This window comes from Streptomyces sp. NPDC037054, assembly GCF_055606745.1.
Genome location: NZ_JBVJSJ010000002.1, coordinates 522,081 through 545,790, shown reverse-complemented (window position 1 = coordinate 545,790; position 23,710 = coordinate 522,081). Strand labels below are relative to the sequence as shown.

Below are 23,710 nucleotides of genomic sequence, written 5' to 3'. Positions count from 1 at the left end.
ACCTCTGTACGACTCGACGCATCTCTTGTCGAAGAGGCATTCGATCACCGATGGGGCTTTCGGGGCAACACGGGCCCACATCACGGGAAACCAGCGCAAGTGCCGGAACTACCCCGGAGTAGGCCAGCCTGGCCCAATTGGCCGTTCTAGGCGGGCTTGCGCACCACCGGCACCCGGTCGAGCACGATCCCGAACCGCTCCCGGTACACCGCCAGCACCTCCTCGTCCCCGGCCAGCTCACGCTCCTCGCGCTCGCCGACCCCGGACGTCTCCACCAGCCGACGGCCGGTGAGCGTGATCCGCCCGCCGTCCCGCGTGACCCGCGAGCACACCAGCGACCGCGTGAAGTGCGACTTGGGCGAGGTGCTGTGCCACCACGCCCCGGCCACGAAGTCCTCCAGCACCCGCGGCCGTACCTCCAGACGGTACTCGGGACTGTCGTCCCGGCTCACCTCCAGGTCCGCCGCCTCCTCCACGTCGTGCCCGCCGCGCGCCCCGGCCGTGTCCCGCCCCGCCGCCACGATCCGGAACGTGCCACCGGGGTCCGGCTGCTCACCCCGGTCCCCGAACGCCAGCGGATAGTGGCTGTGCGCCCCGAACCCGACGTCGGCCAGCCAGTCGCCCCCGTCCACCGTCCGCACCCGCAGCGCGAGATGGTCGTACGGGATCCCGAGCCGCTCCCCGTCCAGCCGCACCCGCGCCGCGAGCAGCGTCACCTCGAAGCCGAGGGCGGTGAGCAACGCGCCGAACAGTCCGTTGAGTTCGTAACAGAACCCGCCCCGGCGCCCGGTCACCATCTTGTCCAGCAGCCGCTGCTCCTCCAGCACGATCTCCTCGCCGAGGTGGATGGAGAGGTTCTCGAACGGCACGGACCGCAGATGGCTCAGGTGCAGCTCACGCAGGACGTCCACGGTGGGCCACGCCGGGTGGGCGACTCCGATCCGCTGGAGGTAGGCCTCGACCTGTTCGGGTGTCATTGCCTCAGTCTCGCGCCACCTCCAGCCGTCCGCCCGCGCGGCCCGTCACGGCCAGCGCGCCGTCGCGGTCCGTCCGCAGCACCACCGCCCCCTGGGCGCGCAGCGCGGCCAGCGTGCTCGGGGCCGGGTGGCCGTACGAGTTGTCCGCGCCGCAGGAGATGAGCGCCAGCCGCGGGGCCGCCCTGCGTATCAGGTCCGGGTCCTGGTAGGCCGAGCCGTGGTGGGCGACCTTGAGCACGTCCACGTCCCTCAGCGCGGCGCCCGCCGGGGACTCGGCCAGGGCACGCTGGGCCGGGGGTTCGAGGTCGCCGAGGAGCAGCAGCCGGAGACCGGCGGTCCGGACGAGGAGGGTGACGCTGGCGTCGTTCGCTCCTTCGGGGGCGGGGACGGAGGTGTGGGTGTGGGGGTGGGTGCTGGGCGGCGTGCGCGGTGGTGGGCCCGGGGGTGCGCCGGCCGGGGCACCCGGGCCTCCGGCCGGGGCACTCGGGCCTCCGGCCGGGTCTCCCTCCGGTGCGGGAGGGGTGGGCGGTGGCCACAGGACCTGCCAGGACAGCTCGCCGGTGCGGCGTTCCTGTCCGGCGGCGGCCCGCGTCACGGGGACCCCCCGGGCGGCCGACACCCTCCGCACGAACGCCGCCTGGCCGGCGGGCTCGGCGAACCCCGTCGTCTCGACGGCCCCGACCGAGCGCCCCCGCAGCACGCCGGGCAGCCCGGCCACGTGGTCGGCGTGGAAGTGGGTCAGCACGACGAGCGGGATCCGGGTGACGCCCAGCGCACGCAGGCAGCGGTCGACAAGCACCGGGTCGGGGCCGGCGTCCACGACCACTCCGGTGCCCTCGCCCGCCGCGAGCACCATCGCGTCGCCCTGCCCCACGTCGCACATCACCATCCGCCAGCCCGGCGGCGGCCAGCCCGTGACCACCCTCGTCAGCGGCACGGGCCGCAGCACCACCAGGGCCAGCAGCAGCACGCACGCCCCGCACAACCAGGGGTGGCCGAGCAGCCGCCGCCCCGCGAACAGCAGGACCGCGGTCACGGCGCCCAGCAGTGCCGCGCCGGTCCAGCCGCCGGGCCAGTCGACGCCCGCGCCGGGCAGCGCGGCCCCGGTGCGGGCCACCGCCGCCAGCCACTCGGCGGGCCAACTCGCGCACCACGCCAGCGCCTTGGCCACCGGCATCGCCACGGGTGCCGTCGCCAGCGCCGCGAACCCCAGCACCGTGGCCGGCGCGACCGCGAACTCCGCGAGCAGGTTGCACGGCACGGCCACCAGGCTCACCCGCGCCGACAGCACGGCGACGACCGGCGCGCACAGCGCCTGCGCCGCCCCCGCCGCGGCCAGCGCCTCGGCCGGGCCGGGCGGCACCCCGCGCCGGCGCAGTGCCGCGCTCCAGCGGGGCGCGAGCGTGAGGAGGGCACCGGTGGCCAGCACGGAGAGCAGGAAGCCGTGACTCCGGCCCAGCCACGGGTCGTACAGCACGAGCAGCAGGACGGCCGTCGCGAGGGCCGGGAGGAGGGACCGGCGCCGTCCGGTGGCGAGGGCCAGCAGCGCGACGGAACCGCAGGCGGCCGCCCGCAGCACGCTCGGGTCCGGTCTGCACACGACGACGAACCCGAGGGTGAGCACACCACCGAGTACCGCCGTCTGCCGCAGGGAGATGCCGAGGCGGGGCGCCAGACCGCGGCGTTCGGCGCGCTGGGCGAGGCCCGGGGGGCCGAGGAGCAGGGCGAGGAGAATCGTGAAGTTGGCACCGGACACGGCCAGCAGGTGCGTGAGGTCGGTCTCCTTGAAGGCCGTGTCCAGCTCCGGGGTGACCCGCGAGGTGTCCCCGACGACGAGGCCCGGGAGCAGCGCCCGCGCGTCGGCCGACAGCCCGTCGGTCGCCTCCCGCAGCCCGGCGCGCAGCCCGCCCGCGAGCCGCTGCGGCCCCGACGGCTCCCCCACCACGTCCGGCGCCGCCCGCGCCCGTACGCGCAGCACGGCCGCGATCCGGTCACCGCCCTCCCTCGGGGGAGCGAGCCGCGCGGTGACCCGGAGCCGGGTCGAGGGCAGCAGCCCGAGCCAGGGCGACGTCGCCGGCCCACCGCCGGAGGCCCGCGTGGCATCCGGCCCGCCCAAGCCTTTTCTGTCGCCCGCTCCCACGTCGACGATCATCAGCACCGGTGTCCTGGTCGCCACCGCCGCCCCGCCCACCTCCTCGACACGGCGCACGTCGGCCTCGATCAGCGCGGCGGTCGGTGCCACGCGGGGTCCGTCGATCCGGGGCCGGGTGAGCCGGGGATCGGAGGTGACCTCGACCTCGGCGGTCACGGTCGCGTACCGCCGCGCCAGCTCCGGGACCGGTCCCCGCCGCACATCGGCGCCGTGCAGCCCCGCCGAGGCGGCCGACGCGGCGACGCAGAGCAGCACGGCGGCAACGGCCGTACGGGTCCAGGGGGTCCGTGGGGTTCGTGTTCGTGGGGCTCGTTGGGTTCGCGGGGTCCGCGGGGTCCGCGGGGTCCGCGGTGGGCGGGCTGCGTCGCCACCCGGCTCGCGAACAGCACGTCCAGTCCTCGACCGCCACGGCCCCCGGGCCCCGGCCCACAGCAACGCCCCGCCGACGACCGCGCATACGGCGGCCACTGTCCCGACCCACCCGGGTGGCGCGTCCACCAACAGCGCTGCCGTCGCCCAGGCCGCCAGCGCGGGCGGCACCAGCCGCAGGTCCGTAGGGCCCTCCTGCCGGGGGCGTGCCGCGCCGAGCCGCTGTCCCGACGCGGCGTGCACGGCACTCCGGGTGGCGCGACGTGGGCCGCCCGCCGTGCCGTGCGGGGCGACCGCCGTGCCGTGCGGGGCGAGGGTGCCGCCGCCGCGCGGGCCGTCGACCGGCGCCCTCATGGCCGTACGAGATTCCGGAGGTCGGCGAAGCGGCGCTCGCCGATGCCGTTGACCTCGCGCAGCTCGTCCACCGAGCGGAAACCGCCGTGCTGGGCGCGGTAGTCCAGGATGTGCTGGGCGAGGACGGGGCCGACGCCCGGCAGGGTGTCCAACTGGTCCACGGTGGCCGTGTTGAGGGAGACGGGAGCCGCAGGGCCCTGCCCGGCCACCCCGGCCGCGCCCGCCCCGCCGACGGCGCCCGCTGCTCCCGCCGAGCCGGCTCCGCCCACCGCGGCGCCTCCTCCGGCGCCCACGAAGGCCGGGCCGCCCACGACCACCTGCTCGCCGTCCACGAGGAAACGGGCGCGGTTGAGGCCGTCGGTGCTCGTGCCGGGCCGTACCCCGCCCGCGGCGCGCAGCGCGTCCGCCACCCGGGAACCGGCCGGCAGCCGGTGGATGCCCGGGTCGCGCACCTTGCCGCTGACGTCGACCACGATCTCGGCGCCGGGGCCCGCCGTGGCGGCGGTCCTGGCCACGGGCGCGGGAGGGGCTGTGCCTGCTTCCCCTTTCGAGGGCTGCTCGCGATCGTCGTCGTACGGTGCCGCCGCCCGCACCACCTCCGGTGCCCGCACGGTCTGTGTACGGCCGGCCCAGAAGTGCTGGGCCGCGAAGGCCGCGCCGACGACGAGCAGGGCCGTGAGCGCCAGCACGCTCCGCCGCTCCACACCGCACCTCGCCTGCAGCCACACGGGCATCCGCTCCCGCAGGGCAGGCCCCAGCCGCTCCCGCCAGGTCACCCGGGCGTCGGGCCGCCCGACGCCGGGCTCCTCGACGACGTCTTCGCCGCTGTCCTCGTCGCCGCCCGCATCCGCACCCGCCCCGGCGCCCGGCCCCGAGCGCCCGGCCTCCCTCTCCGACAGCCGCGCCAACTCCACCGGCACGGACCGCCCGTGCTCCCCCGGCGCCTCCCGCTCTTCCAATTCCTCGGGCGCCCGCCCTCCGAACAACACCTCCGCCCGCCGGCGCACCTCCTCGGCGGAGGCCTGCCGATGGCCGTGCCGCTGGGTGTGTCGTCGGCCGTGCCGTTGCCGTTGCTCTTCCCGTGTCCGCCAGGTCCGCCCGCCTGCGCGGGGTGAACGGCGGTGTCGTGCGCGGCCGTCGGAGGCGGGTGCCCTGCCCGGGCCGCTGGTGGCGGTCGCTGCGCGTGGACGTGATCGAAGTGCCATGCGACGAGGATCGGGCAGACCGCACCCATCGCGATGATCTTGGTCAATTCCCGGGGATTACCGCCCGGTTGTGGAAAACTCCGTCACCCACACGAGTGTTTCGCACCGCGCGCCCGCGTCACCGCGCCGAAACCACGACCCCCAGCAGCCCGGGCCCGGTGTGCGCCCCGATCACCGCGCCCACCTCGCTCACATGGAGGTCCACCAGGCCGGGCACCCGGGCCCGCAGCCGGTCCGCGAGGGCCGCCGCCCGGTCGTGGGCGGCGAGATGGTGCACGGCGATGTCGACGGGGGCGCCGCCCGCCCGGTCCGCGACGATCTCCTCCAGGCGGGCAATCGCCTTCGACGCCGTCCGCACCTTCTCCAGCAGGTCGATCCGCCCGCCGTCGAGTTTCAGCAGCGGTTTCACCGCGAGCGCCGATCCGAACAGGGCCTGCGCGGCGCCGATCCGGCCACCCCGGCGCAGATAGTCGAGCGTGTCGACGTAGAAGTAGGCGGACGTGCCCGCCGCCCGTTTCTCCGCGGCCGTGACGGCCTCGTCGACCGTGCCGCCCGCCTCCGCGGTCTCCGCCGCGGCCAGCGCGCAGAAGCCGAGGGCCATCGCGACCATTCCGGTGTCCACGACCCGTACCGGGACCGGCGCCTCGCGCGACGCGACGAGCGCGGCGTCGTGGGTGCCGGACAGTTCGGCGGAGAGGTGGAGGGAGACGATGCCGGTGGCGCCGGACTCGGCGACCTCGCGATAGGTTCGCGCGAACACCTCGGGGCCGGGCCGCGAGGTGGTGACCGACCGTCGCTTCTGCAACGCCTGGGCCAGCGAACGCGTCGAGATCTCGGTGCCCTCTTCCAGCGCCTGGTCGCCGAGGACCACGGTCAGGGGTACCGAGGTGATGTTGTGCCGCTCCATCGTCCGGGCCGGCAGGTAGGCCGTGGAATCGGTGACGATGGCGACATGGCGGGACATGTGCTGGAGGTTACCTGGCGTGGTGCCCGCGCGGCAGCCCGGGCCGTTCACACCATCGCTCAAGTGGTGCTCTCGGGGCGGGCCTTCTTCTGCCAGGGGTAGGTGGGGCGGCGGGTCGGCGCGTCGAGCGCGGGCCTCACCGGCTCCTCCGGTGTGTGCGGCTGCGGCGTCTCTGCGGACTGCGGGGTCTTCGGCGACCGGGACGTCTCCCGGGGCCGGTGCGTCTCCGGCCAGGTCTGCCCCGGTGCGGAGCCGTCCGCGGCGGCGGGGGCCTCGGGCCAGGGCGGCGGCGCGGCCGACGGCTCGGCGGTGTCCCAGTGGCGCAGCGCGCCGGCCTCCATGTGGATCTGGGCGTTCAGGGAGTCCAGGTCGTCGTCGGCGAAGCGGCGGGCCCTGTCGCGGGCGGCCCAGCGCAGGGAGTCCGCCGACTGCGTAATGCGCTCGGTGCGCTCGCGCAGCGCGGGCAGCCGCTCGGTGAGCGCGGCCCGGTCGGGCTCGGACTCCAGGCGCCGCAGCTCGCCGTCCAGCTCGTGTCCATGTGCGCTGAGCCGCTCGAACAGGCCGAGGGACTCCTTGAGCGACGCGTCCTCGGCCACGCCCGCGTGCAGCGCGTCCTGCGTGGCGCGCATCGACGTGCGCAGCTTCAGCCGCAGTTGGGCGATCTCGCCGGCCGGGCCGGGCTGGGCGAAGGACTTGACCTTCAGGGTGTGGTCCTCGACCGTGCGGCGGGCCTGGACGATGTGGCGGTCCGCGGCGCGCTTGGCCGCGCCGACCGCCTTGACGGTGGCGTACGCGCCGAGCGCCACGATCAGCACGAAGAGCAGGGCGAACACGGCGATGACTGCTTCCACGATGCTCCTCCTCGGCGGGCACGACCTGTCTCGCGCCGCTCTTCAACGGTAAACGCAACGGGCAGGTCCGGAGTTCCGGAAGAACCCCGAACCTGCCCGTAGGGGACTACCCCGACCCGGACCGGCGCCGAGCCGACCGACCGGCCCACCCCGAGCCGACCGACCCGGACCGACCCCGGACCGACCGGACCGACCGGCTCGAGCCGGCCCGGAATCGGCACTCCGAGCCGCCCCCGCCCCGTGTCACGCCGGAACGATGTTCACCAGCTTCGGGGCGCGCACGACGACCTTGCGGATGCCGGCGCCGCCCAGGGCCGCGACGACCTTCTCGTCGGCCAGCGCGACCTTCTCCAGCTCCTCGTCGGAGATGCCGGGGGACACCTCCAGGCGGGCCTTGACCTTGCCCTTGATCTGCACGACGCAGGTCACGGTCTCGTCCACCACGTACGCCGGGTCGGCGACCGGGAAGTCCTGGTGGACGACCGAGTCGGTGTGGCCCAGCTTGCGCCACAGCTCCTCGGCGATGTGCGGGGCCAGCGGCGCGATCATCAGCACCAGCGGCTCCGCGACGGACCGCGGCACCGGGCCGCCCGCCTTCGTCAGGTGGTTGTTCAGCTCGGTGACCTTGGCGATGGCGGTGTTGAAGCGCATGCCCTCCAGGTCGCCGCGCACCCCGTCGATCGCCTTGTGCAGGGCACGCAGTGTGTCCTCGTCGGGCTCGGCGTCGACGACGGTGACCTCACCGCTGTTCTCGTCGACGACGTTGCGCCACAGCCGCTGCAGCAGCCGGAACTGGCCGACCACCGCGCGCGTGTCCCACGGCCGGGAGACGTCCAGCGGGCCCATCGCCATCTCGTACAGGCGCAGCGTGTCGGCGCCGTACTCGGCGCAGATCTCGTCCGGCGTGACCGCGTTCTTCAGGGACTTGCCCATCTTGCCCAGCAGCCGGGAGACCTTCTCGCCCTGGTAGTAGTACGCGCCGTCGCGCTCCTCCACCTCGGCGGCCGGCACGGCGATGCCGCGGCTGTCGCGGTACACGTAGGCCTGGATCATGCCCTGGTTGAACAGCTTGTGGAACGGCTCGGCGGACGAGACGTGCCCCAGGTCGTACAGCACCTTGGACCAGAAGCGCGCGTACAGCAGGTGCAGCACGGCGTGCTCGGCGCCGCCGACGTACAGGTCGACTCCGCCGTGCGGCTGGCCCTCGCGCGGGCCCATCCAGTACTGCTCGACGGCCGGGTCGACCAGCTTCTCGGAGTTGTGCGGGTCCAGGTAGCGCAGCTCGTACCAGCAGGAACCGGCCCAGTTGGGCATGGTGTTGGTCTCGCGCCGGAACCGGCGCGGGCCCCGGCCGTCGCCCAGGTCCAGCGTGACGTGGACCCAGTCCTCGTTGCGGGACAGCGGCGTCTCGGGCTGGGTGTCGGCGTCGTCCGGGTCGAAGGTGCGCGGCGAGTAGTCCTCGACCTCGGGCAGCTCCAGCGGCAGCATCGACTCGGGCAGCGGGTGGGCGACGCCGTCCTCGTCGTAGACGATCGGGAAGGGCTCGCCCCAGTAGCGCTGGCGGCTGAACAGCCAGTCGCGCAGGCGGAAGTTGACGGTGCCCTCGCCGGTGCCGGACTTCTCCAGCCACTCGGTGATGCGGGCCTTGGCCTCGACGACGCCCAGGCCGTCCAGGGAGATGTCGTCACCGGTGGAGTTGACGATCTTCGCGTCGTACGAGGCGAAGGCGTCGTCCCAGGTGGAGGTGTCCGTGCCGCGGCCGTCGGTCGGCTCCACGACGCAGCGGACGGGCAGTTCGAAGGCGCGCGCGAACGCGAAGTCGCGCGTGTCGTGCGCCGGGACGGCCATGATCGCGCCGGTGCCGTAGCCCATCAGGACGTAGTCGGCGATGAACACCGGGACCGGTTCGCCGTTGACGGGGTTGGTCGCGAACGAGCCGGTGAAGACGCCGGTCTTGTCCTTGGCCTCGGCCTGCCGCTCCACGTCGGACTTGGACGCGGCCTGCGCGCGGTACGCGGCGACGGCCTCGGCGGGCGTCGCGTGGCCGCCGGTCCACACGTCGTGGGTGCCCTCGGGCCAGGCGGCCGGGGTGAACTTCTCGACCAGCGGGTGCTCGGGCGCCAGCACCATGTAGGTGGCGCCGAACAGGGTGTCGGGGCGGGTGGTGAAGACGGTGATCTTCTCGCCGTCGATCGGGAAGTCGACGCGGGCGCCCTCGGAGCGGCCGATCCAGTTGCGCTGCTGCAGCTTGATGGCCTCGGGCCAGTCCAGCGCGTCCAGGTCGTCCAGCAGCCGGTCGGCGTAGGCGGTGATGCGCATGTTCCACTGGCGCAGCTTGGCCTTGAAGACGGGGTAGTTGCCGCGCTCGGAGCGGCCGTCGGCGGTGACCTCCTCGTTGGCCAGGACGGTGCCCAGGCCGGGGCACCAGTTGACCGGCGCGTCGGAGGCGTAGGCCAGCCGGTACTCGCTCAGGACGTCGGCGCGCTCGACGTCGGTCAGCTCACTCCAGGGACGCCCGCCGGGCACCTGGCGCCCGCCGCTCTCGAACTGGGCGACCAGCTCGGAGATCGGCCGGGCCTTCTTCGCCTCCTCGTCGTACCAGGAGTTGAAGATCTGCAGGAAGATCCACTGGGTCCACTTGTAGTACTCGGGGTCGATCGTGGCGAACGACCGGCGCGTGTCGTGGCCCAGGCCCAGCCGGCGCAGCTGGGACTTCATGTTCTCCATGTTGGCCTCGGTGGACACGCGCGGGTGCGTGCCGGTCTGCACCGCGTACTGCTCGGCGGGCAGGCCGAAGGCGTCGAAGCCCAGGGTGTGCAGGACGTTGTGGCCGGTCATGCGCTGGAACCGGGCGAAGACGTCGGTGGCGATGTAGCCCAGCGGGTGGCCGACGTGCAGGCCCGCACCGGAGGGGTACGGGAACATGTCCATGATGAACTTCTTGGGCCGGGCGACCAGTTCCGGGTCGCCCGCCAGGTCACCGGTCGGGTTGGGCGCCGCGTAGGTGCCCTCGACGTCCCAGAATTCCTGCCAGCGTGCCTCGATCTCGGCCGCGACGGCGGCCGTGTAGCGGTGCGGCGCGGCCTCCGCGGCGGCGGCAGCGGGGTTCGTCTCGCTCATGTCCTCAAAGCTCCATCGATCGTCTCTGCCAGCGGCTGTGACTTCTCAAGAAACGAAAAATCCCCTCGCACAGGAGGGGACGCCGCGCCGATTCCGCCACCGTGTGGTCACGGGTGGCCGGGACTGATCAGCGCGGCTCGCTAAGCAGAAGGCGTACGGCACGCATGGCGCTAGGGTACCGCAGCCGTCGAGCGGGCCGCGACGGCGTTCACCGTTGACTCAGGGCCAATGGTTACTTCGCGTAACAACCGCAATGGGGCAAGGCAACGAGCGCATTGTCGTTTGATAACAGCGCAATAACTCAAACCTCCTACCCGTCGGTATGGCGGCGCTTAGAGTGCGGCAGCGGGACCGCTTTCCCGAACTGCTCGGAGTCGCCCCCATGAACCCTCGTCGTAGTAACCGTCCGCTCCCCCGCTCGGGCCGCTCGGCCTACGGGACGGCGTCGGCCGTCGTGCTGCTCCTCATGCCCGTGATCGTGCTGGTCGGAGGTGACGACGTCCGCGAGTTCCTGAACTTCGGCGCGGGCGTCCTGTCCCTCGTCTCGCTCAGCTGCTCGGTGGTCTGGGGCCTGGTCGCCCAGGACCGGATCTTCCTCAACGCGCGCCAGCGGATCATCGGGCAGGCGGTCCACCGGACGACCGCGGTCGCCGCGATCGCGTTCCTGCTGCTGCACGTCATCACCAAGATCGCGCTGGACCACACGGAGCCGATCGCCGCGGTACTCCCCTTCGCGCTGGGCGTCACCGGCAGCGAGGGTCTGATCGGGCTCGGTTCCGCCGCCGGGCTCCTGATGATCTTCGTGGGCATCACCGGCGCGATGCGCAGCGCCTTCGCCTCGCCCGCCCCGGTCGCCGCCCGCTGGCGGACCATGCACATGCTCGCCTACCCCGCCTGGTGCGCGGCCCTGATCCACGGCCTCTACGCGGGCCGGGCCGCGAAGCCGGTCTTCGTGTTCCTCTACGGCCTGTGCGTCCTCGGCGTCCTGGCCGCCCTCGCGCTGCGCGCGGCGCCCCGCCCGGTCAAGCGCCAGGTCGCCGACCGGATCGCCGCGTTCCTGAACGCCGGCGAGCAGACCGCGCAGGAGGACCTCGACGCGAGCCGCGCGCGGTCCGCCGAGCCGCCGCTGCCCGGCCACGAACCGGCCGCGCGGGCGTACGCGGGCGCCAGGTACGAGGCACGCGCGGAAGGCGCGTACGAGGCGGCCGGACGGGAGCCGGTCAACGGCTTCGCCGCCGCCTACCGCGCCGTGTCGTCCGCCGGGCGGCGCGGACAGCGACGGGAGCCCTTCGCGACCGGGCGGACCGCGCGCGCGGACGTGCCCCTGGACATGCGCCCCACGGAGACGATGCCGTACGTCGACAGCGGGTCGAGTGCCTCCGGCAACTGGCCCATCCCGTCGCCGCCGCCGGTCGGCGAGGCCCCGCCGTCGTCCTACGACCCGCTCAACGACACGGAATACACCGTCCCGTCCTATGACAACCCGGGCGCCGCGGGCCTCGGGTCGAGTGATGTGTACGACACCGGTGAGACGAACGCCCGCTACGGCACGTACTACCCGGACGACACGTACAACAGCGGTCCCGCCACTGAAACACTGCCCGGTGCCTCCTACGACTTCGACGCACCGGGCTCGGGCGAACCTTGGAACACGCCCTCCGGAGGATCTGAGTGAACGAGGCCCTGCCCGACGTACCCGAAGTCCGCGTGGTCGGCCTTCCCCAGCTCACGTCGGGCTTCGACCTTGTGGAACGGCTCGACCTGCCCATGCACCTGAAGGTGCACGGGCCGCTCGAACCGATGGGCGGCGAGCAGCTCGCGCAGCTCGCCGACCGCATCAACCTCAGAGGACGCGGCGGCGCCGGGTTCCCCTTCCACAAGAAGCTGCGCTCGGTCGCCGAGTCGGCGATCAAACGCGGGGTACGGCCGGTCGTCGTCGTCAACGGCAGCGAGGACGAACCGGCCTGCCGCAAGGACACGGTGCTCATCAACCGCGCCCCGCACCTCATCCTGGACGGCGCGCTGCTGTGCGCCGAGGCCCTCGGGGCACGCCAGCTCGTGGTCGGCGTGACCCGGGAGTCCACCCAGCGCTCGATGGAGGCCGCGCTGGCCGAGCGCGGGCTCAGCAACGGCCGCCGTTCCGTGCTCCGCGCGCGCGTGCAGCGCAACCCGGTGCGCATGGTCACGGGCGCCGCGGCCTCGCTGGTCCGCTCCATCGACGGCGGCCCCGCGATCCCGCCGGGCCGCAAGGTCAGCGCATCCCGGAGCGGCGTCGGCGGCGCGCCCACCCTGCTGTCGAACGCCGAGACGTTCGCGCAGCTCGCGATCGCCGCCCGCATCGGCCCGGACCGCTACGGCAACACCGGCCTCTACGACGAGCCGGGCACCGTCATGCTCACGGTCTCCGGCGCGGTCGCCCGCCCGATGGTCCTGGAGGTCCCCACGGGCGTGCCGCTGCGCTACGTCCTCCAGCTCGCCGGCGCTCCCCCGCTCCCGCAGGGCGTGCTGACCGGCGGCTACCACGGCAAGTGGATCGACTCGGCGGCGGTGAACGAGGCGATCGTCTCGCGCAACTCCCTGGACCAGGTGGGCGGTTCGCTGGGCGCCGGGGCGATCCTGCCGCTCGGTCAGGACACCTGCCCGCTGGGCGAGTCGCTCAGGGTGGCGCAGTGGCTGGCCGAGGAGAGCGCGGGCCAGTGCGGCCCCTGCTACCTCGGTCTGCCAGCGGCGGCACGCGGCCTGGAGGACCTGCTGAACGGCGGCGGCCCGGCCGCGCTGGAGGCGCTCAAACAGGTCGCGCGGAACGTGAAGCGGCGCGGGGCGTGTTCGCACCCGGACGGCTCGGCGATGTTCATCGAGTCGACCCTCAAGGCGTTCACCGACGACCTCGCCGCGCACGTCCTCGGCAACGGCTGCGGACGCCCCGTGGAGGGCGTGCTGCCGCTCTTCGAGGGGGGCAGGGCCCCGACGGGCATCCCCGGCGGCGGCGCGGCCGGGGACAACGGCCCCAGCCGGCAGAAGATCTACGTCGACTGGACGCTGTGCCGGGGCCACGGCCTGTGCGCGGACATCCTCCCGGAGGTCTTCCAGCTCGGCGCCGACGGCTTCCCGACCGTGGCGCAGGCGGAGATCCCGCGCTACGCGGAGGCGAAGGCGATGCGCGCGGTGCGCCGGTGCCCCGCGCTCGCCCTGCGCATCGAGGAGGACACGCGCGCGCAGGCGCCGACCCGCAACCTGCCGGTGCTGTCCCAGGGACGGGGCCGCCGCGCCCTGGGGCGCTGAACGCCGAAGGCGGGTCATCCGATCGGATGACCCGCCTTCGACTTCTGTGGAGCTAAGGAGAATTGAACTCCTGACCTCCTGCATGCCATGCAGGCGCTCTACCAACTGAGCTATAGCCCCTTGTTCCGCTCCGCCCGGTCTCCCTGGCGGCGACGCCAACATTACACGGTCCCCCCGGGACAACACCAAATCCTTTCCGTTCCGGTCGGATACGGCCGCTAATGTCGCCTCCCGTGTCCGTGCTCGCGTTCTCCGCCGTCCACCGCCGCTTCCCGGTCCCGCTCGGGGTGTGCCTCCTCTCCTTCGCGGTGTTCTGGGTGGCGCAGCGCGCGGCGGACGTCTCGATGATCGACCTGCTGGTCTACCGGGCCCAGGGCGAGGCGGTGCTGGCCGGCGCGGATCTGTACGGCCTGCGCGTGACCGAGGCCGATCTGCCGCCCACCTACCCGCCGTTCGCCGCGCTGCTGTTCGTACCGCTCGCGCTGCTCGACACGGAGAGCATGCGCGTACTGGCGACGGCCGGGAACCTCACGCTGCTCGTGCTGTTCGTCCGGCTGTCGCTGCGGCTCGTGGGGCACACGCGCGTGGAGAACGTCTGGTGGGTCGCCGCGGTCGCCGTGTGGTGCGAGCCGGTGTGGACGACGCTGCGCTACGGACAGGTCAACCTGCTGCTCGCCGTGGCGGTGCTGTGGGATCTGTCACGGCGTCCCGGTGGGCGCTGGGCCGGGGCCGGCATCGGGCTCGCGGCGGCCGTGAAGCTGACGCCCGCGCTGTTCGCGGTGTTCCTGTTCGCCACCGGCGTCGCGGCGCTCGTCCGGGGCGGCTCGGGCGGGCCCCGGCTGCGGCACGCGCGCGGGGCGGTGGCCTGGTTCGCGGGGGCGACGCTGCTGGCGGCGGCCATCCTGCCGTACGACTCGTGGCGGTTCTGGACGGGGGTGATGTTCGAGGCGGACCGGGCCGGGCATCCGGAGCAGACCGCGAACCAGGCACTGCGCGGTGTTCTCGCGCGGCTGCTGCACACGCCCGATCCGGGCGCCTGGTGGCTCGCGTGCGCCGTCCTGGCCGGGGTCGCGGGGCTCGCCGTGGCGGTGACGGCCGAGCTGCGCGGGCTGCGGGCCCTGGCGGTGGTCTCCTGCGCGACGACGGCGCTGCTGGTCAGCCCGGTGTCGTGGTCCCACCACTGGGTGTGGTGCGTGCCGCTCGTGCTGCTCCTGGCGGCGCGCGGGCGACGCGGGGCCGCATTGGCGGCACTGCTGGTGTTCTGCTCGTACGCCCTGTGGTGGGTGCCGCACGGCGCCGGGCGGCCCGAACTGGGGCAGGGCGCCGTCGAGTTGACGCTGTCGGCGCTGTACGCGGGTGCCGCCTGCGCCTTCCTCGCGTACGCCTGGGCCGGCGCGAGGGCCGGGGCCGCCGACCGGTGTCAGGCCGTGACGAAGGAGTAGAACCGCTTGAGGGTGCAGTGCTCTTCGAGGAGCCGGCCGTAGATCGGCTCGCCCTCCAGTTCGCGGTACGTCTCGATCGGGTCGCCCTTTATGATCAGCGCCCGCGCGCACTCCTCGCACCAGTACTGGTAGTCGGGATTGATCGGCTCCATGTCCCGCACGATCGGTGTCCCGCTGCCGCACCAGTCGCACTTCCGCCTGTGTGCACCCATCGATCAGCTCCAGCTGTGGCCGCAGGCCGTGCACACGTAGGAAATCCCGCCGTTGTCGCCGAGCACTTGCGCCACGTGGGCGGAACCGCAGGAAGGGCAGCTGAGGCGGGTGGTCGTGTCCCGTGTCACGCCGGCGTCGAGGAGGTGGTGGACCTCCTCGATGATGCTCGCAGGCATCGCAACTCCCTCCCGTCGGGCCGCGCTCCCTTCCGGCCGTTTGATTCTGCCACGGCTGGAGCAATACGGTCAGCGACGCCTCAGTACCAGTCCGGACACGGCACCCCCTCGCAGGGGTATACGCCTGCCGTGCGTCGGCTGCTCAAGCGCGGGAACGAAAAATCCCGCCCCCCTTGAAGGGGACGGGATTCGTCCGTGGAGCTAAGGAGAATTGAACTCCTGACCTCCTGCATGCCATGCAGGCGCTCTACCAACTGAGCTATAGCCCCTCGCGCCACGCGGTGTGAGCCGCATGGTGTCCCGCCCCGCTCGGCGGGGCGAACAAGAAGAACTTTAGCCTGCGACCTGCCAGAAAGTGAAATCCGGGTCCCGGCGCTGCCGCGCAGGTCGGGCGGCACGTCAGTCGTCGTCGCCGAGGACCGGCTCCGGCAGGGTGCCGGCGTTGTGCTCCATCAGCCGCCAGCCGCGACCGCCCTCGCCGAGGACGGACCAGCAGCAGTTGGTGAGGCCGCCCAGGCTCTCCCAGGAGCCGGACGGCAGACCGAGCAGGCGGCCGATGGTGGTGCGGATCGTGCCGCCGTGGCTGACGACCACCAGCGTGCCCTGCTCGGGCAGCTTCTCGGCGTGCCGGAGGACCACCGGGGCGGCGCGGTCGGCGACCTCGGTCTCCAGTTCGCCGCCGCCGCGGCGCACCGGCTCGCCGCGCTTCCACGCGTCGTACTCCTCGCCGTACCGGGCGATGATCTCGTCGTGCGTCAGCCCCTGCCACACGCCCGCGTAGGTCTCGCGCAGGTTCTCGTCGTGGGTCACGTCGAGGCCGGTGAGCGCGGCGAGTTCGGCCGCCGTGTTCGCGGCGCGCTGGAGGTCCGAGGCGACGATCGCGTCGGGCCCGAGCGAGGCGAGCAGCCGGGCGGCGCGGCGGGCCTGGGCGACGCCCGTCTCGGTGAGCGGGACGTCCGTGGTGCCCTGGAAGCGGCGTTCCACGTTCCACGCGGTCTGGCCGTGCCGCCACAGGATGACGCGGCGGCCCTTGCGGGCGCCCACCTCACCGGTGGCGCTCACCAGTCACCGCCCAGATCCGCGGCCTCCTCCTCGGCGCGCATCCTGGCGTGCTCCTCGCCCTTGCCGCGGGTGGCGCGGGCGTCCTCGGGCAGCTCCAGCTCGGGGCAGTCCTTCCACAGCCGCTCCAGGGCGTAGAAGACCCGCTCCTCGCTGTGCTGGACGTGCACGACGATGTCGACGTAGTCGAGCAGGACCCAGCGGGCCTCGCGGTCGCCCTCACGGCGGACCGGCTTGGCGCCGAGTTCCTTGCTCAGCCGTTCCTCGATCTCGTCGACGATGGACTTGACCTGGCGGTCGTTGGGCGCGGAGGCCAGCAGGAAGGCGTCCGTGATGGACAGTACGTCGCTGACGTCGTAGGCGACGATGTCGTGCGCGAGCTTGTCGGCCGCAGCCTGGGCGGCGGTGTTGATCAGCTCGTGAGAGCGGTCCGTTGCGGTCACTGCGAGGCTTTCGGTCGTCGGTCGGTTGACATTCAAGGGTCTCACGGTCAGCCGGTGGCACCCGACGGCTCGTAGTCCTGGCCCAGGACGACCGAGACGGTCGCGTTCCCGGAGACCTTGCCCTTGGTGACGGACCCGGTGGGCAGTCCGAGGGTCTTGGCGACCTCGGTGGCGTTCTCCTTGTCGGCCGCGTCGGCGTAGGTGACGGTGGACGTCGCCTCGGCGCCGGTCGTGCCGCCCTCCAGGAAGGTGAAGCCGCCGTTGAGGAGCACGACGCGGGCCTTCTCGGTGTTGCTCTTGTCGCCGGTGGCGTTGCGCACGGAGACGCTGACGGCGGCGTCCTTGTCGGGGCTCTTGGCGGTGCCGCCGAGGACGTCCTCCACGACGCTGTCACTGGCCTCCCGGTTCAGGGTGCCGTCCGGCTGCACGGGCAGCATCGCCGTGCGGTAGTCGCCGCCCTTGGCCTGGTCGGCGAGGCCGGCGAGGAAGGTGCCGAGGTCCTTGTCGGTGAGCGACGGGTCGAGGATCTGGCCGAGGGTCTGGACGGTGGTCGTGGCGGCGTCCGGGTCGGACGTCATCTTGCGCAGCACGGCCTGCATGACCTGCCCGAACCGCTCCAGCTGGGCGTTCGACGTCTCGTCCCGGCCCTGGTACGTGGCGTAGGCGACGGCCATCTTGCCGCTGAGGGTCTGGTTCTCGCCCTTGCGGACGAGGGGGCTCGCGCCCTTCTTGCCCTTGGCTGCCGGGTCGGGGACGTCGGCGTTGGTGTCGACCTCGATGTTGCCGACGAGGTCGACCAGGTTCTGCAGGTAAGGCGTGTCCAGGCGCCAGGTGCCCTGGATGCTGGTGCCGAGGACGGTGTCCAGGGCCTGCCGGGTGCCGTCGGTGCCGTCGTCCTCGACGGACTTGGCGAGCGTCGTCGTGGTGCCGTCGTCGCCGGTGAGGGCGAGGGAGTTGGGCAGCAGGACGGTGGTGCCCTGCTTGGTGGTGGTGTTGTCGACGAGCAGGGCGGTGGCGGTGCTGCCGCCCTTGGTGTCGTGCAGGTGGACGACGATCACGTCGCGCTTCTGCGCGCCCGCCGCCGTCGAGCCGCCAGTCGCGGAGTCCGAGGAGGACAGGCCGGGCAGTTTCCCGGCGTACCAGAGGTAGCCGACGCCGCCGGCCGCGCACAGGGCGAGGACGACGACGAGGGCGATCACGCGTGCGCGTGCGCGGCGTTTGGCCTCCTCGCGGCGCTCGGTGCGGTTCTCGGTGAACTTCAGCCAGTCGATGACGTCCTCGGAGTCGTCGTCCGGGTCCTCGACGAAGGCGAACTGCTCGGTGCGGTAGTCCCTGTCCTCGCGCGGGCCGCTGTCGGTGTCCTCGGCCGGGCCGGCCTGCTGCGGGATGTACGCGGTCTGCTGCTCGGCGGCGCGGGGCTGCCTGCCGCCCGCCGCGGCCGTGCCGTAGGGGTCGTAGGCGCCCTGGGACGGCTGTCCCGTGCCGTACGGGTCGTAGGAGCCCGGGTGCTGCTGTCCGGCGCCGTAGGGGTCCTGCGGCGGGACCGGCTGCTGCCGGCCGGTGTCGTAGGGGTCGTACGGCGGCGCGGGCTGCTGGGTGCCCGTGGCGTACGGGTCGTAACCGTAGCCCTGCTGGGCGTAGGGGTCGTAGGCCTGCTGCTGCCGCGGCGGCTGCTGTTGCGCCGGGACCTGGCGGTAGACGGGCTGGCCGTACTCGTCGTAGCCCACGAGTTCGTACTGGTCGCCCCCGTAACCAGCGTCGTATCGGTCGTTCACCGGTGCCCCTCTCGGCTCACTCGCCGCGGTACAGCTCGCGCTTGTCGATGTAGCGCACGACTCCGTCCGGCACCAGGTACCAGACGGGGTCACCCTTGGCGACTCTCGCACGGCAGTCCGTGGAGGAGATGGCGAGAGCCGGGACCTCGACGAGCGAGACGCCGCCCTCCGGAAGCCCGGCGTCCGACAGATGGTGGCCGGGCCGGGTGACTCCGATGAAGTGTGCCAGGGAGAACAGCTCCTCGCTGTCGCGCCAGGTGAGGATTTGGGCAAGGGCGTCGGCGCCGGTGATGAAGAACAGGTCCGTGTCCGGATTGAGGGCCCGCAGGTCGCGCAGGGTGTCCACGGTGTACGTGGGGCCGCCGCGGTCGATGTCGATGCGGCTGACGGAGAACTGCGGGTTCTCGGCGGTCGCGATGACCGTCATCAGATAGCGGTCCTCGGCCGGGGAGACGGCGCGGTGGCTCTTCTGCCACGGCTGGCCGGTCGGGACGAACACCACCTCGTCGAGGCGGAACTGCGCGGCGACCTCGCTGGCCGCCACGAGGTGCCCGTGGTGGATCGGGTCGAAGGTGCCGCCCATGACGCCGAGGCGGCGCTTGCCCTGCCGTGCCGGGCCGGCCGCCTCGTTCACCGGACCGGTAGGCATGTCCTGCTCTCCCATGCGTGCAGACCCTACCGGCCCGGTCCCGGTGCTTCCCGGGGCGCCCGGGGCGGGCGCCCGGCGGGGATCAGCGGTCGCGGTTGAAGAGGGTGGTGATCCACAGCAGGATCAGGAGGATCGCGAGGGCGGCGCCGCCGGTGACGTACGGGTTGAGGCTCTCGTGGTTTCCGCCGTGCTTCTCGCCCTCGGCGGCGAGGGTGACCAACTGGGCAGCGGTGCTGTGGAAGCTCATCTTCGGCAGGACCTATCCGGTGTGGGCGGGATAAAGACGTCGACCCATCGTATGCGGGCACCTCGGCGGCCCTCACCCCGACTCCACCGTCGGGGAACCTTCCGCCGGCGCCACTCGTCCTTCGCTTGTAGTCCCGCACGTACCAGCAGGGCCACACAGACGCACATGGGGGAAGACATGTCCGACGGCCACCAGCACAGCGGGCACGAGCGCGTGCCGAGCAGGCAGCGCAGGCGCTTCCCCGAGATCTCCTCGCGCGCGTACGAGCATCCGGCCGACCGCTCCGCCCTGGTGGCGCTGCGCAGACTCACCGGGTTCGACACGGTGTTCAAGGCGCTCAGCGGCCTGCTGCCCGAGCGCAGCCTGCGGCTGTTGTTCCTCTCCGACTCGGTGCGCGTCTCCGACCAGCAGTTCTCGCACCTGAACGACATGCTGCGGGACGCCTGCTACATCCTGGACCTGGAGAAGGTCCCGCCGATGTACGTCAACCAGGACCCGCAGCCGAACGCGATGTGCGTGGGCCTGGACGAGCCGATCATCGTCGTCACGACCGGCCTGGTGGAGCTGCTCGACGAGGAGGAGATGCGGGCGGTCGTCGGTCACGAGGTGGGGCACGCGCTGTCGGGCCACTCGGTGTACCGCACGATCCTGCTCTTCCTGACGAGCCTGGCCGTCCGGGTGGCGTGGATCCCCCTGGGGAACCTGGCGATCATGGCGATCGTGACGGCGCTGCGCGAGTGGTTCCGCAAGTCGGAGCTGTCCGCGGACCGCGCGGGTCTCCTCGTCGGCCAGGACCTGGAGGCCTCGATGCGGGGCCTGATGAAGATCGCGGGCGGCAACCACCTGCACGAGATGAACGTGGACGCGTTCCTGGCCCAGGCCGAGGAGTACGAGGCGGGCGGCGACCTGCGCGACTCGGTGCTGAAGATCCTCAACGTCCTGCCGCGTTCCCACCCGTTCACCACCGTGCGGGCGGCCGAGCTGAAGAAGTGGGCCGCGTCCCGGGACTTCCAGCGGATCATGGACGGCCACTACCCGCGGCGCGGGGAGGACAAGGACGCCTCGGTGCGGGACTCCTTCAAGGAGTCGGCGGCGAGCTACGCGAGCCATGTGAAGGGCTCCAAGGACCCGCTGATGAAGCTGGTCAGCGACATCACCGGCGGGGCGGGCGACCTGGGCGACCGGGTGCGGCGCGGCTTCGGCGGTTTCACGGGCTCGACGCCGAAGGACCGTCCGTCGGGGGCGTCGGACGCGTCCGACGACACGCCGCCTCGCGACGAGAGCTGAGGCGGGAGCCCGTCACACCTTGGGCAGCGCGCTCTGCGCCATGGATCCGCACAGGGCGGTGGCGCTGCCCGTGGCGTACGGGTCGGTGTCGGCCGGGCCGCCCTCCTTGGCGGTCTGGCCGGCGAGCAGCGGGCGCAGCCGGTTCGCGGCGTCCTCGGCGCACGACAGCGGCCCAGCCTGGACGTAGGAGACCAGTACCTGGGCCTGGTGCAGGCGCAGGTCCTCGCGGTCGAAGCGGAAGTGCAGCTCGCGGCGGACGGTGAACAGGGAGGCCTCGGCCCTGTCGTCGGCGCCGGCCGGCCGCAGCGCGTAGACGGTGGTGTGGTCGGCGGTGACCTCCAGGGTCGCGGCGTCCGCCTCGACGGCCTCCAGGCTGCCCTGGACGCGGATCTGCCGGTCGGCGAGCTCGGCGCGGGCGGGGTCGAGGCGGATCAGCCAGCCGGTCGGGGTGTGCCGGCCGTCGGCGGCGGGGCGCCGGAAGCTCTGGTCGAACTGGTCGTGCTGGTCGGGGTCGAGCAGCACCCGCACGGAGCGCACGTCGCCGCCGGTGAGCACGCCGGGGTCGAGCGCGGACCGCACGATGTAGTCCTTGGCGGTGCTCAGCGCGGTGATGACCTGCGCGTCGGAGAAGTGGGCGGTGCGCCGGGCGGGCGGCAGCGGGATGCCCTCGGCGCCGACGCGGAACTGCGCGGCGGGGCTGTGCCGGAACAGCAGGTCGGGGTCGTCGGCGCCGGGCACCGCGCCGCCGGGCGCGAGCGGCACGACGGTCATGCGCAGCGGCTCGGCGGGTTCCTGGGCGGCCGGGGTCTGGTAGGGGTGCCGTACGCCCATGTAGATGGCGGTGCCGAAGGCGACGGCGATCAGCAGGACGAGGACCAGCGCCTGCCGGGGCAGTCCGCCGCGGCGCACGGGCGGGCGGCTGCGGACGGCGGGCGCGTGGTCGGTGATGCGTTCCTGCGCGGAGTACTCCTGGAGGCGGGCAGCACGGACGAACGACTCGTCGAAGACGACGGATCGGTACTCGTCCTCGCCACCTCCGGGGCCGCGCTCGGACGGCCCCTCGGGCGGGTCTCCCAGCCCTCCCATACCTTCAGGGTAGGTCTGAGGGGGGCCGGGTAAACGCGGCCGTTCACGACAAGTTCTGACAGGTTCCCACCAAGCTCCCGCCAAGGTCGCGCAGGGGTCGTGGACGGCCGTCCGGCCGCCTGTTCAGGGGGTGCGCGGCAGCACGGGCACGGCCGGCGGGGAGTGTTCGGCGGACGCGGGCGGGGCTCCCGGGGTGCCCTGTTCCAGGCCGGTGGAGGCGGGCGGCGGGATCGGGTCGCGGCTGCTGCCCGAGGAGGCGCCCCGGTAGACGGCCGTGAAGGCGAGCGCGACCATGCCGACGCCCATCACCACGGCGAGCATCCAGGCGACCGGCCGGTGCCAGCGGATCTGCCGTCCGTGGGCGCCGCGGCCGTCGGCGAAGTCGGCGTCGTCGAGGTCGTCGTCCCAGTCCCGGTCGAAGTCGGCGTGTTCGTCCGGGTCGTAGCCGTCGGCGTAGTGCTCGCGGCGGGCGCGGTCGCGGCGGGCCTCGGCCTCGGCCGCCTCGCGTCTGGCGCGGGCCGCGGCCAGGAGGCGTTCGACGGCGGTCGGCTCGTGCACCCGGGCCGCCTGTACGAAGGCCTCGTCGAAGACCACGGAGGCGAACTCTTCGTCCGACACCCCGCGGTCGTGGTCGTCGTCGGGCTCCCAGCCGTCCGGGAACGGCGTGCCCCCCACGTCCTCCGGCACGGTTCCAGAGTAGACCTGGGGGGTCATTTTGGGCAGACGGTACGGAAATTCGGCCGTATGCCGACGGGGCCGGGGATCAGCGGCGCACGTGTCCGTCGCCGGTGACGATGTACTTCGTGCTGGTGAGCTCGGGCAGGCCCATCGGGCCCCGGGCGTGCAGCTTCTGGGTGGAGATGCCGATCTCGGCGCCGAAGCCGAACTGGCCGCCGTCGGTGAACCGGGTGGAGGCGTTCACGGCGACCGTCGTGGAGTCGACCAACTGGGTGAAGCGGCGGGCGGCCTGCTGCGAGGTCGTCACGATGGCCTCGGTGTGGCCGGAGGTCCACAGCCGGATGTGCTCGACGGCCTTGTCGAGGGAGTCGACGACGGCGGCGGCGATGTCGTAGGAGAGGTACTCGGTCTCCCAGTCCTCGGGGCCGGCCTCCACGACGGTGGCGCGGGAGTCCTTCCCGTACGCCATCACGCGCTCGTCGGCGTGGACGGTGACGCCAGCGTCGGCGAGGGCGTCCAGGGCGCGCGGCAGGAAGTCGGCGGCGATGTCCTGGTGGACCAGGAGCGTCTCGGCGGCGTTGCACACGCTGGGCCGCTGGGCCTTGGAGTTGATCAGGATGTCGACGGCCATGTCGAGGTCGGCGTGGGCGTCGACGTAGACGTGGCAGTTGCCGGTGCCGGTCTCGATGACCGGGACGGTGGACTCCTGCACGACGGTGTTGATCAGGGAGGCGCCGCCGCGCGGGATGAGCACGTCGACCAGGCCGCGGGCGCGCATCAGCTCGCGGACGCTGTCGCGGCTCTCGCCGGGCACGAGCTGCACGGCGTCGGCGGGCAGTCCGGCGCCGCCGACGGCGTCGCGCAGGACGCGCACGAGGGCGCTGTTCGACTCGTAGGCGGAGGCGGAGCCGCGCAGCAGCACCGCGTTGCCGGACTTCAGGCACAGGGCGGCGGCGTCGACGGTGACGTTGGGCCGGGCCTCGTAGATGATGCCGACGACGCCGAGCGGGACGCGGATCTGCCGCAGGTCGATGCCGTTGGGCAGGGTGTTGCCGCGGACGACCTCGCCGACGGGGTCGGGCAGCGCGACGACGTCCCGCACGTCGGAGGCGATGGCGCGAACGCGCTCCGGGGTGAGGGTGAGCCGGTCGACGATGGCCTCGCTGGTGCCGGCCTCGCGGGCCTTGGCGACGTCCTTGGCGTTGGCCTCGACGATCTCGCTCGTACGGACCTCCAGGGCGTCCGCGACGGCGAGCAGCGCGTCGTCCTTCTCGGCGCGCGGGAGCGGCGCGAGGGTGGCGGCGGCGGCCTTGGCGCGGTAGGCGGCCTGGGTGACCGGGGACATGGCGTCGTACGGCGAGAGCGTGGTCATGGAGGGAAG

Annotated in this window: 20 protein-coding genes and 2 tRNA genes; 4 read left to right on the top strand and 18 right to left on the bottom strand. The window is 73.0% G+C overall.

The window, feature by feature from the left end; genetic code table 11:
* Positions 1-146: 146 nt before the first annotated feature.
* From ACZ7D7_RS07385 to leuS, 6 genes are all read right to left on the bottom strand, one after another.
* Positions 147-977, bottom strand: coding sequence for an arylamine N-acetyltransferase family protein (locus ACZ7D7_RS07385; protein ID WP_470822973.1), 831 nt, complete (start codon positions 975-977; stop codon positions 147-149).
* A gap of 4 nt (positions 978-981) precedes the next feature.
* Positions 982-3,741, bottom strand: a complete 2,760-nt coding sequence (locus tag ACZ7D7_RS07380; RefSeq protein ID WP_470823211.1) for a ComEC/Rec2 family competence protein — start codon at positions 3,739-3,741, stop codon at positions 982-984.
* 107 nt (positions 3,742-3,848) lie between these two features.
* Entirely contained in the window at positions 3,849-5,057 is a 1,209-nt protein-coding gene (locus tag ACZ7D7_RS07375) for a ComEA family DNA-binding protein (protein ID WP_470822972.1), read from the bottom strand.
* Between the two features lie 118 nt (positions 5,058-5,175).
* A complete protein-coding gene (locus tag ACZ7D7_RS07370; RefSeq protein ID WP_470822971.1) occupies positions 5,176-6,021 on the bottom strand; it encodes a DegV family protein in 846 nt (281 codons plus the stop codon).
* Positions 6,022-6,080: 59 nt separating this feature from the next.
* Positions 6,081-6,872, bottom strand: a complete 792-nt coding sequence (locus ACZ7D7_RS07365; RefSeq protein ID WP_470822970.1) for a hypothetical protein — start codon at positions 6,870-6,872, stop codon at positions 6,081-6,083.
* 243 nt (positions 6,873-7,115) lie between these two features.
* Positions 7,116-9,992: a leucine--tRNA ligase gene (leuS, locus tag ACZ7D7_RS07360; RefSeq protein ID WP_470822969.1), complete on the bottom strand. Its 2,877-nt coding sequence runs from the start codon at positions 9,990-9,992 to the stop codon at positions 7,116-7,118.
* A gap of 382 nt (positions 9,993-10,374) precedes the next feature.
* On the opposite strand from leuS, the gene ACZ7D7_RS07355 reads away from it, so the two are divergent.
* Positions 10,375-11,667, top strand: a complete 1,293-nt coding sequence (locus ACZ7D7_RS07355; RefSeq protein ID WP_470823210.1) for a cytochrome b/b6 domain-containing protein — start codon at positions 10,375-10,377, stop codon at positions 11,665-11,667.
* Positions 11,664-13,274 (top strand): NADH-ubiquinone oxidoreductase-F iron-sulfur binding region domain-containing protein, encoded by a 1,611-nt coding sequence (locus ACZ7D7_RS07350; protein ID WP_470822968.1) that lies wholly within the window; start codon positions 11,664-11,666, stop codon positions 13,272-13,274. Before ACZ7D7_RS07355 ends, ACZ7D7_RS07350 begins: the two co-directional genes overlap by 4 nt.
* A 47-nt stretch (positions 13,275-13,321) precedes the next feature.
* Here ACZ7D7_RS07350 and ACZ7D7_RS07345 read toward each other — a convergent pair.
* Positions 13,322-13,394: transfer RNA gene (locus ACZ7D7_RS07345), tRNA-Ala, on the bottom strand.
* A gap of 113 nt (positions 13,395-13,507) precedes the next feature.
* Between ACZ7D7_RS07345 and ACZ7D7_RS07340 the strand changes: the two genes are divergently transcribed.
* Complete coding sequence (locus ACZ7D7_RS07340; protein WP_470822967.1) at positions 13,508-14,716, top strand: glycosyltransferase 87 family protein; 1,209 nt, start codon at positions 13,508-13,510, stop codon at positions 14,714-14,716.
* Here ACZ7D7_RS07340 and ACZ7D7_RS07335 read toward each other — a convergent pair.
* The 8 genes from ACZ7D7_RS07335 to ACZ7D7_RS07300 all read right to left on the bottom strand — a co-directional run bounded on the left by ACZ7D7_RS07335 (position 14,695) and on the right by ACZ7D7_RS07300 (position 19,278).
* The gene (locus tag ACZ7D7_RS07335; RefSeq protein WP_006136074.1) at positions 14,695-14,928 is read right to left on the bottom strand and encodes a hypothetical protein; all 234 of its coding nucleotides are present in this window, start codon (positions 14,926-14,928) and stop codon (positions 14,695-14,697) included. The two genes, ACZ7D7_RS07340 and ACZ7D7_RS07335, sit on opposite strands and share 22 nt — an antisense overlap.
* A gap of 3 nt (positions 14,929-14,931) precedes the next feature.
* Entirely contained in the window at positions 14,932-15,105 is a 174-nt protein-coding gene (locus ACZ7D7_RS07330) for a hypothetical protein (RefSeq protein ID WP_470822966.1), read from the bottom strand.
* A gap of 196 nt (positions 15,106-15,301) precedes the next feature.
* Positions 15,302-15,374, bottom strand: a tRNA-Ala gene (locus ACZ7D7_RS07325).
* 130 nt (positions 15,375-15,504) lie between these two features.
* Positions 15,505-16,167 carry a histidine phosphatase family protein gene (locus ACZ7D7_RS07320; RefSeq protein ID WP_470822965.1) on the bottom strand — a complete coding sequence of 221 codons (663 nt, stop codon included), beginning with the start codon at positions 16,165-16,167 and terminating at the stop codon, positions 15,505-15,507.
* Positions 16,164-16,607 carry a ribosome silencing factor gene (gene rsfS, locus ACZ7D7_RS07315; RefSeq protein ID WP_470822964.1) on the bottom strand — a complete coding sequence of 148 codons (444 nt, stop codon included), beginning with the start codon at positions 16,605-16,607 and terminating at the stop codon, positions 16,164-16,166. The genes ACZ7D7_RS07320 and rsfS overlap by 4 nt, the downstream gene beginning before the upstream one ends.
* Positions 16,608-16,654: 47 nt before the next feature.
* A complete protein-coding gene (locus tag ACZ7D7_RS07310) occupies positions 16,655-18,382 on the bottom strand; it encodes an LCP family protein (RefSeq protein ID WP_470822963.1) in 1,728 nt (575 codons plus the stop codon).
* A gap of 16 nt (positions 18,383-18,398) precedes the next feature.
* Positions 18,399-19,046: a nicotinate-nucleotide adenylyltransferase gene (gene nadD, locus ACZ7D7_RS07305; RefSeq protein WP_470822962.1), complete on the bottom strand. Its 648-nt coding sequence runs from the start codon at positions 19,044-19,046 to the stop codon at positions 18,399-18,401.
* A gap of 67 nt (positions 19,047-19,113) precedes the next feature.
* Positions 19,114-19,278 carry a hypothetical protein gene (locus ACZ7D7_RS07300; RefSeq protein WP_470822961.1) on the bottom strand — a complete coding sequence of 55 codons (165 nt, stop codon included), beginning with the start codon at positions 19,276-19,278 and terminating at the stop codon, positions 19,114-19,116.
* A gap of 177 nt (positions 19,279-19,455) precedes the next feature.
* Between ACZ7D7_RS07300 and ACZ7D7_RS07295 the strand changes: the two genes are divergently transcribed.
* On the top strand, positions 19,456-20,565 hold the full coding sequence (locus ACZ7D7_RS07295; protein ID WP_470823209.1) for a M48 family metallopeptidase: 1,110 nt from the start codon (positions 19,456-19,458) through the stop codon (positions 20,563-20,565).
* A gap of 12 nt (positions 20,566-20,577) precedes the next feature.
* On the opposite strand, the gene ACZ7D7_RS07290 is transcribed toward ACZ7D7_RS07295, so the two are convergent.
* The 3 genes from ACZ7D7_RS07290 to ACZ7D7_RS07280 form a co-directional block, all read right to left on the bottom strand.
* Positions 20,578-21,651, bottom strand: coding sequence for an SCO2583 family membrane protein (locus ACZ7D7_RS07290; RefSeq protein WP_470822960.1), 1,074 nt, complete (start codon positions 21,649-21,651; stop codon positions 20,578-20,580).
* A gap of 123 nt (positions 21,652-21,774) precedes the next feature.
* Complete coding sequence (locus ACZ7D7_RS07285) at positions 21,775-22,338, bottom strand: SCO2584 family spore wall biosynthesis protein (protein WP_470822959.1); 564 nt, start codon at positions 22,336-22,338, stop codon at positions 21,775-21,777.
* Between the two features lie 76 nt (positions 22,339-22,414).
* The gene (locus tag ACZ7D7_RS07280; RefSeq protein ID WP_470822958.1) at positions 22,415-23,701 is read right to left on the bottom strand and encodes a glutamate-5-semialdehyde dehydrogenase; all 1,287 of its coding nucleotides are present in this window, start codon (positions 23,699-23,701) and stop codon (positions 22,415-22,417) included.
* Between the last annotated feature and the right edge of the window lie 9 nt (positions 23,702-23,710).

What these genes read in the sequence shown, in the direction of transcription:
- ACZ7D7_RS07385 (WP_470822973.1), bottom strand. Translation starts at nt 977, where the DNA reads ATGACACCCGAACAGGTCGAGGCCTACCTCCAGCGGATCGGAGTCGCC.
- ACZ7D7_RS07375 (WP_470822972.1), bottom strand. Translation starts at nt 5,057, where the DNA reads ATGGCACTTCGATCACGTCCACGCGCAGCGACCGCCACCAGCGGCCCG.
- ACZ7D7_RS07370 (WP_470822971.1), bottom strand. Translation starts at nt 6,021, where the DNA reads ATGTCCCGCCATGTCGCCATCGTCACCGATTCCACGGCCTACCTGCCG.
- leuS (WP_470822969.1), bottom strand. Translation starts at nt 9,992, where the DNA reads ATGAGCGAGACGAACCCCGCTGCCGCCGCCGCGGAGGCCGCGCCGCAC.
- ACZ7D7_RS07355 (WP_470823210.1), top strand. Translation starts at nt 10,375, where the DNA reads ATGAACCCTCGTCGTAGTAACCGTCCGCTCCCCCGCTCGGGCCGCTCG.
- ACZ7D7_RS07335 (WP_006136074.1), bottom strand. Translation starts at nt 14,928, where the DNA reads ATGGGTGCACACAGGCGGAAGTGCGACTGGTGCGGCAGCGGGACACCG.
- ACZ7D7_RS07330 (WP_470822966.1), bottom strand. Translation starts at nt 15,105, where the DNA reads ATGCCTGCGAGCATCATCGAGGAGGTCCACCACCTCCTCGACGCCGGC.
- nadD (WP_470822962.1), bottom strand. Translation starts at nt 19,046, where the DNA reads ATGGGAGAGCAGGACATGCCTACCGGTCCGGTGAACGAGGCGGCCGGC.
- ACZ7D7_RS07300 (WP_470822961.1), bottom strand. Translation starts at nt 19,278, where the DNA reads ATGAGCTTCCACAGCACCGCTGCCCAGTTGGTCACCCTCGCCGCCGAG.
- ACZ7D7_RS07295 (WP_470823209.1), top strand. Translation starts at nt 19,456, where the DNA reads ATGTCCGACGGCCACCAGCACAGCGGGCACGAGCGCGTGCCGAGCAGG.
- ACZ7D7_RS07290 (WP_470822960.1), bottom strand. Translation starts at nt 21,651, where the DNA reads ATGGGAGGGCTGGGAGACCCGCCCGAGGGGCCGTCCGAGCGCGGCCCC.
- ACZ7D7_RS07280 (WP_470822958.1), bottom strand. Translation starts at nt 23,701, where the DNA reads ATGACCACGCTCTCGCCGTACGACGCCATGTCCCCGGTCACCCAGGCC.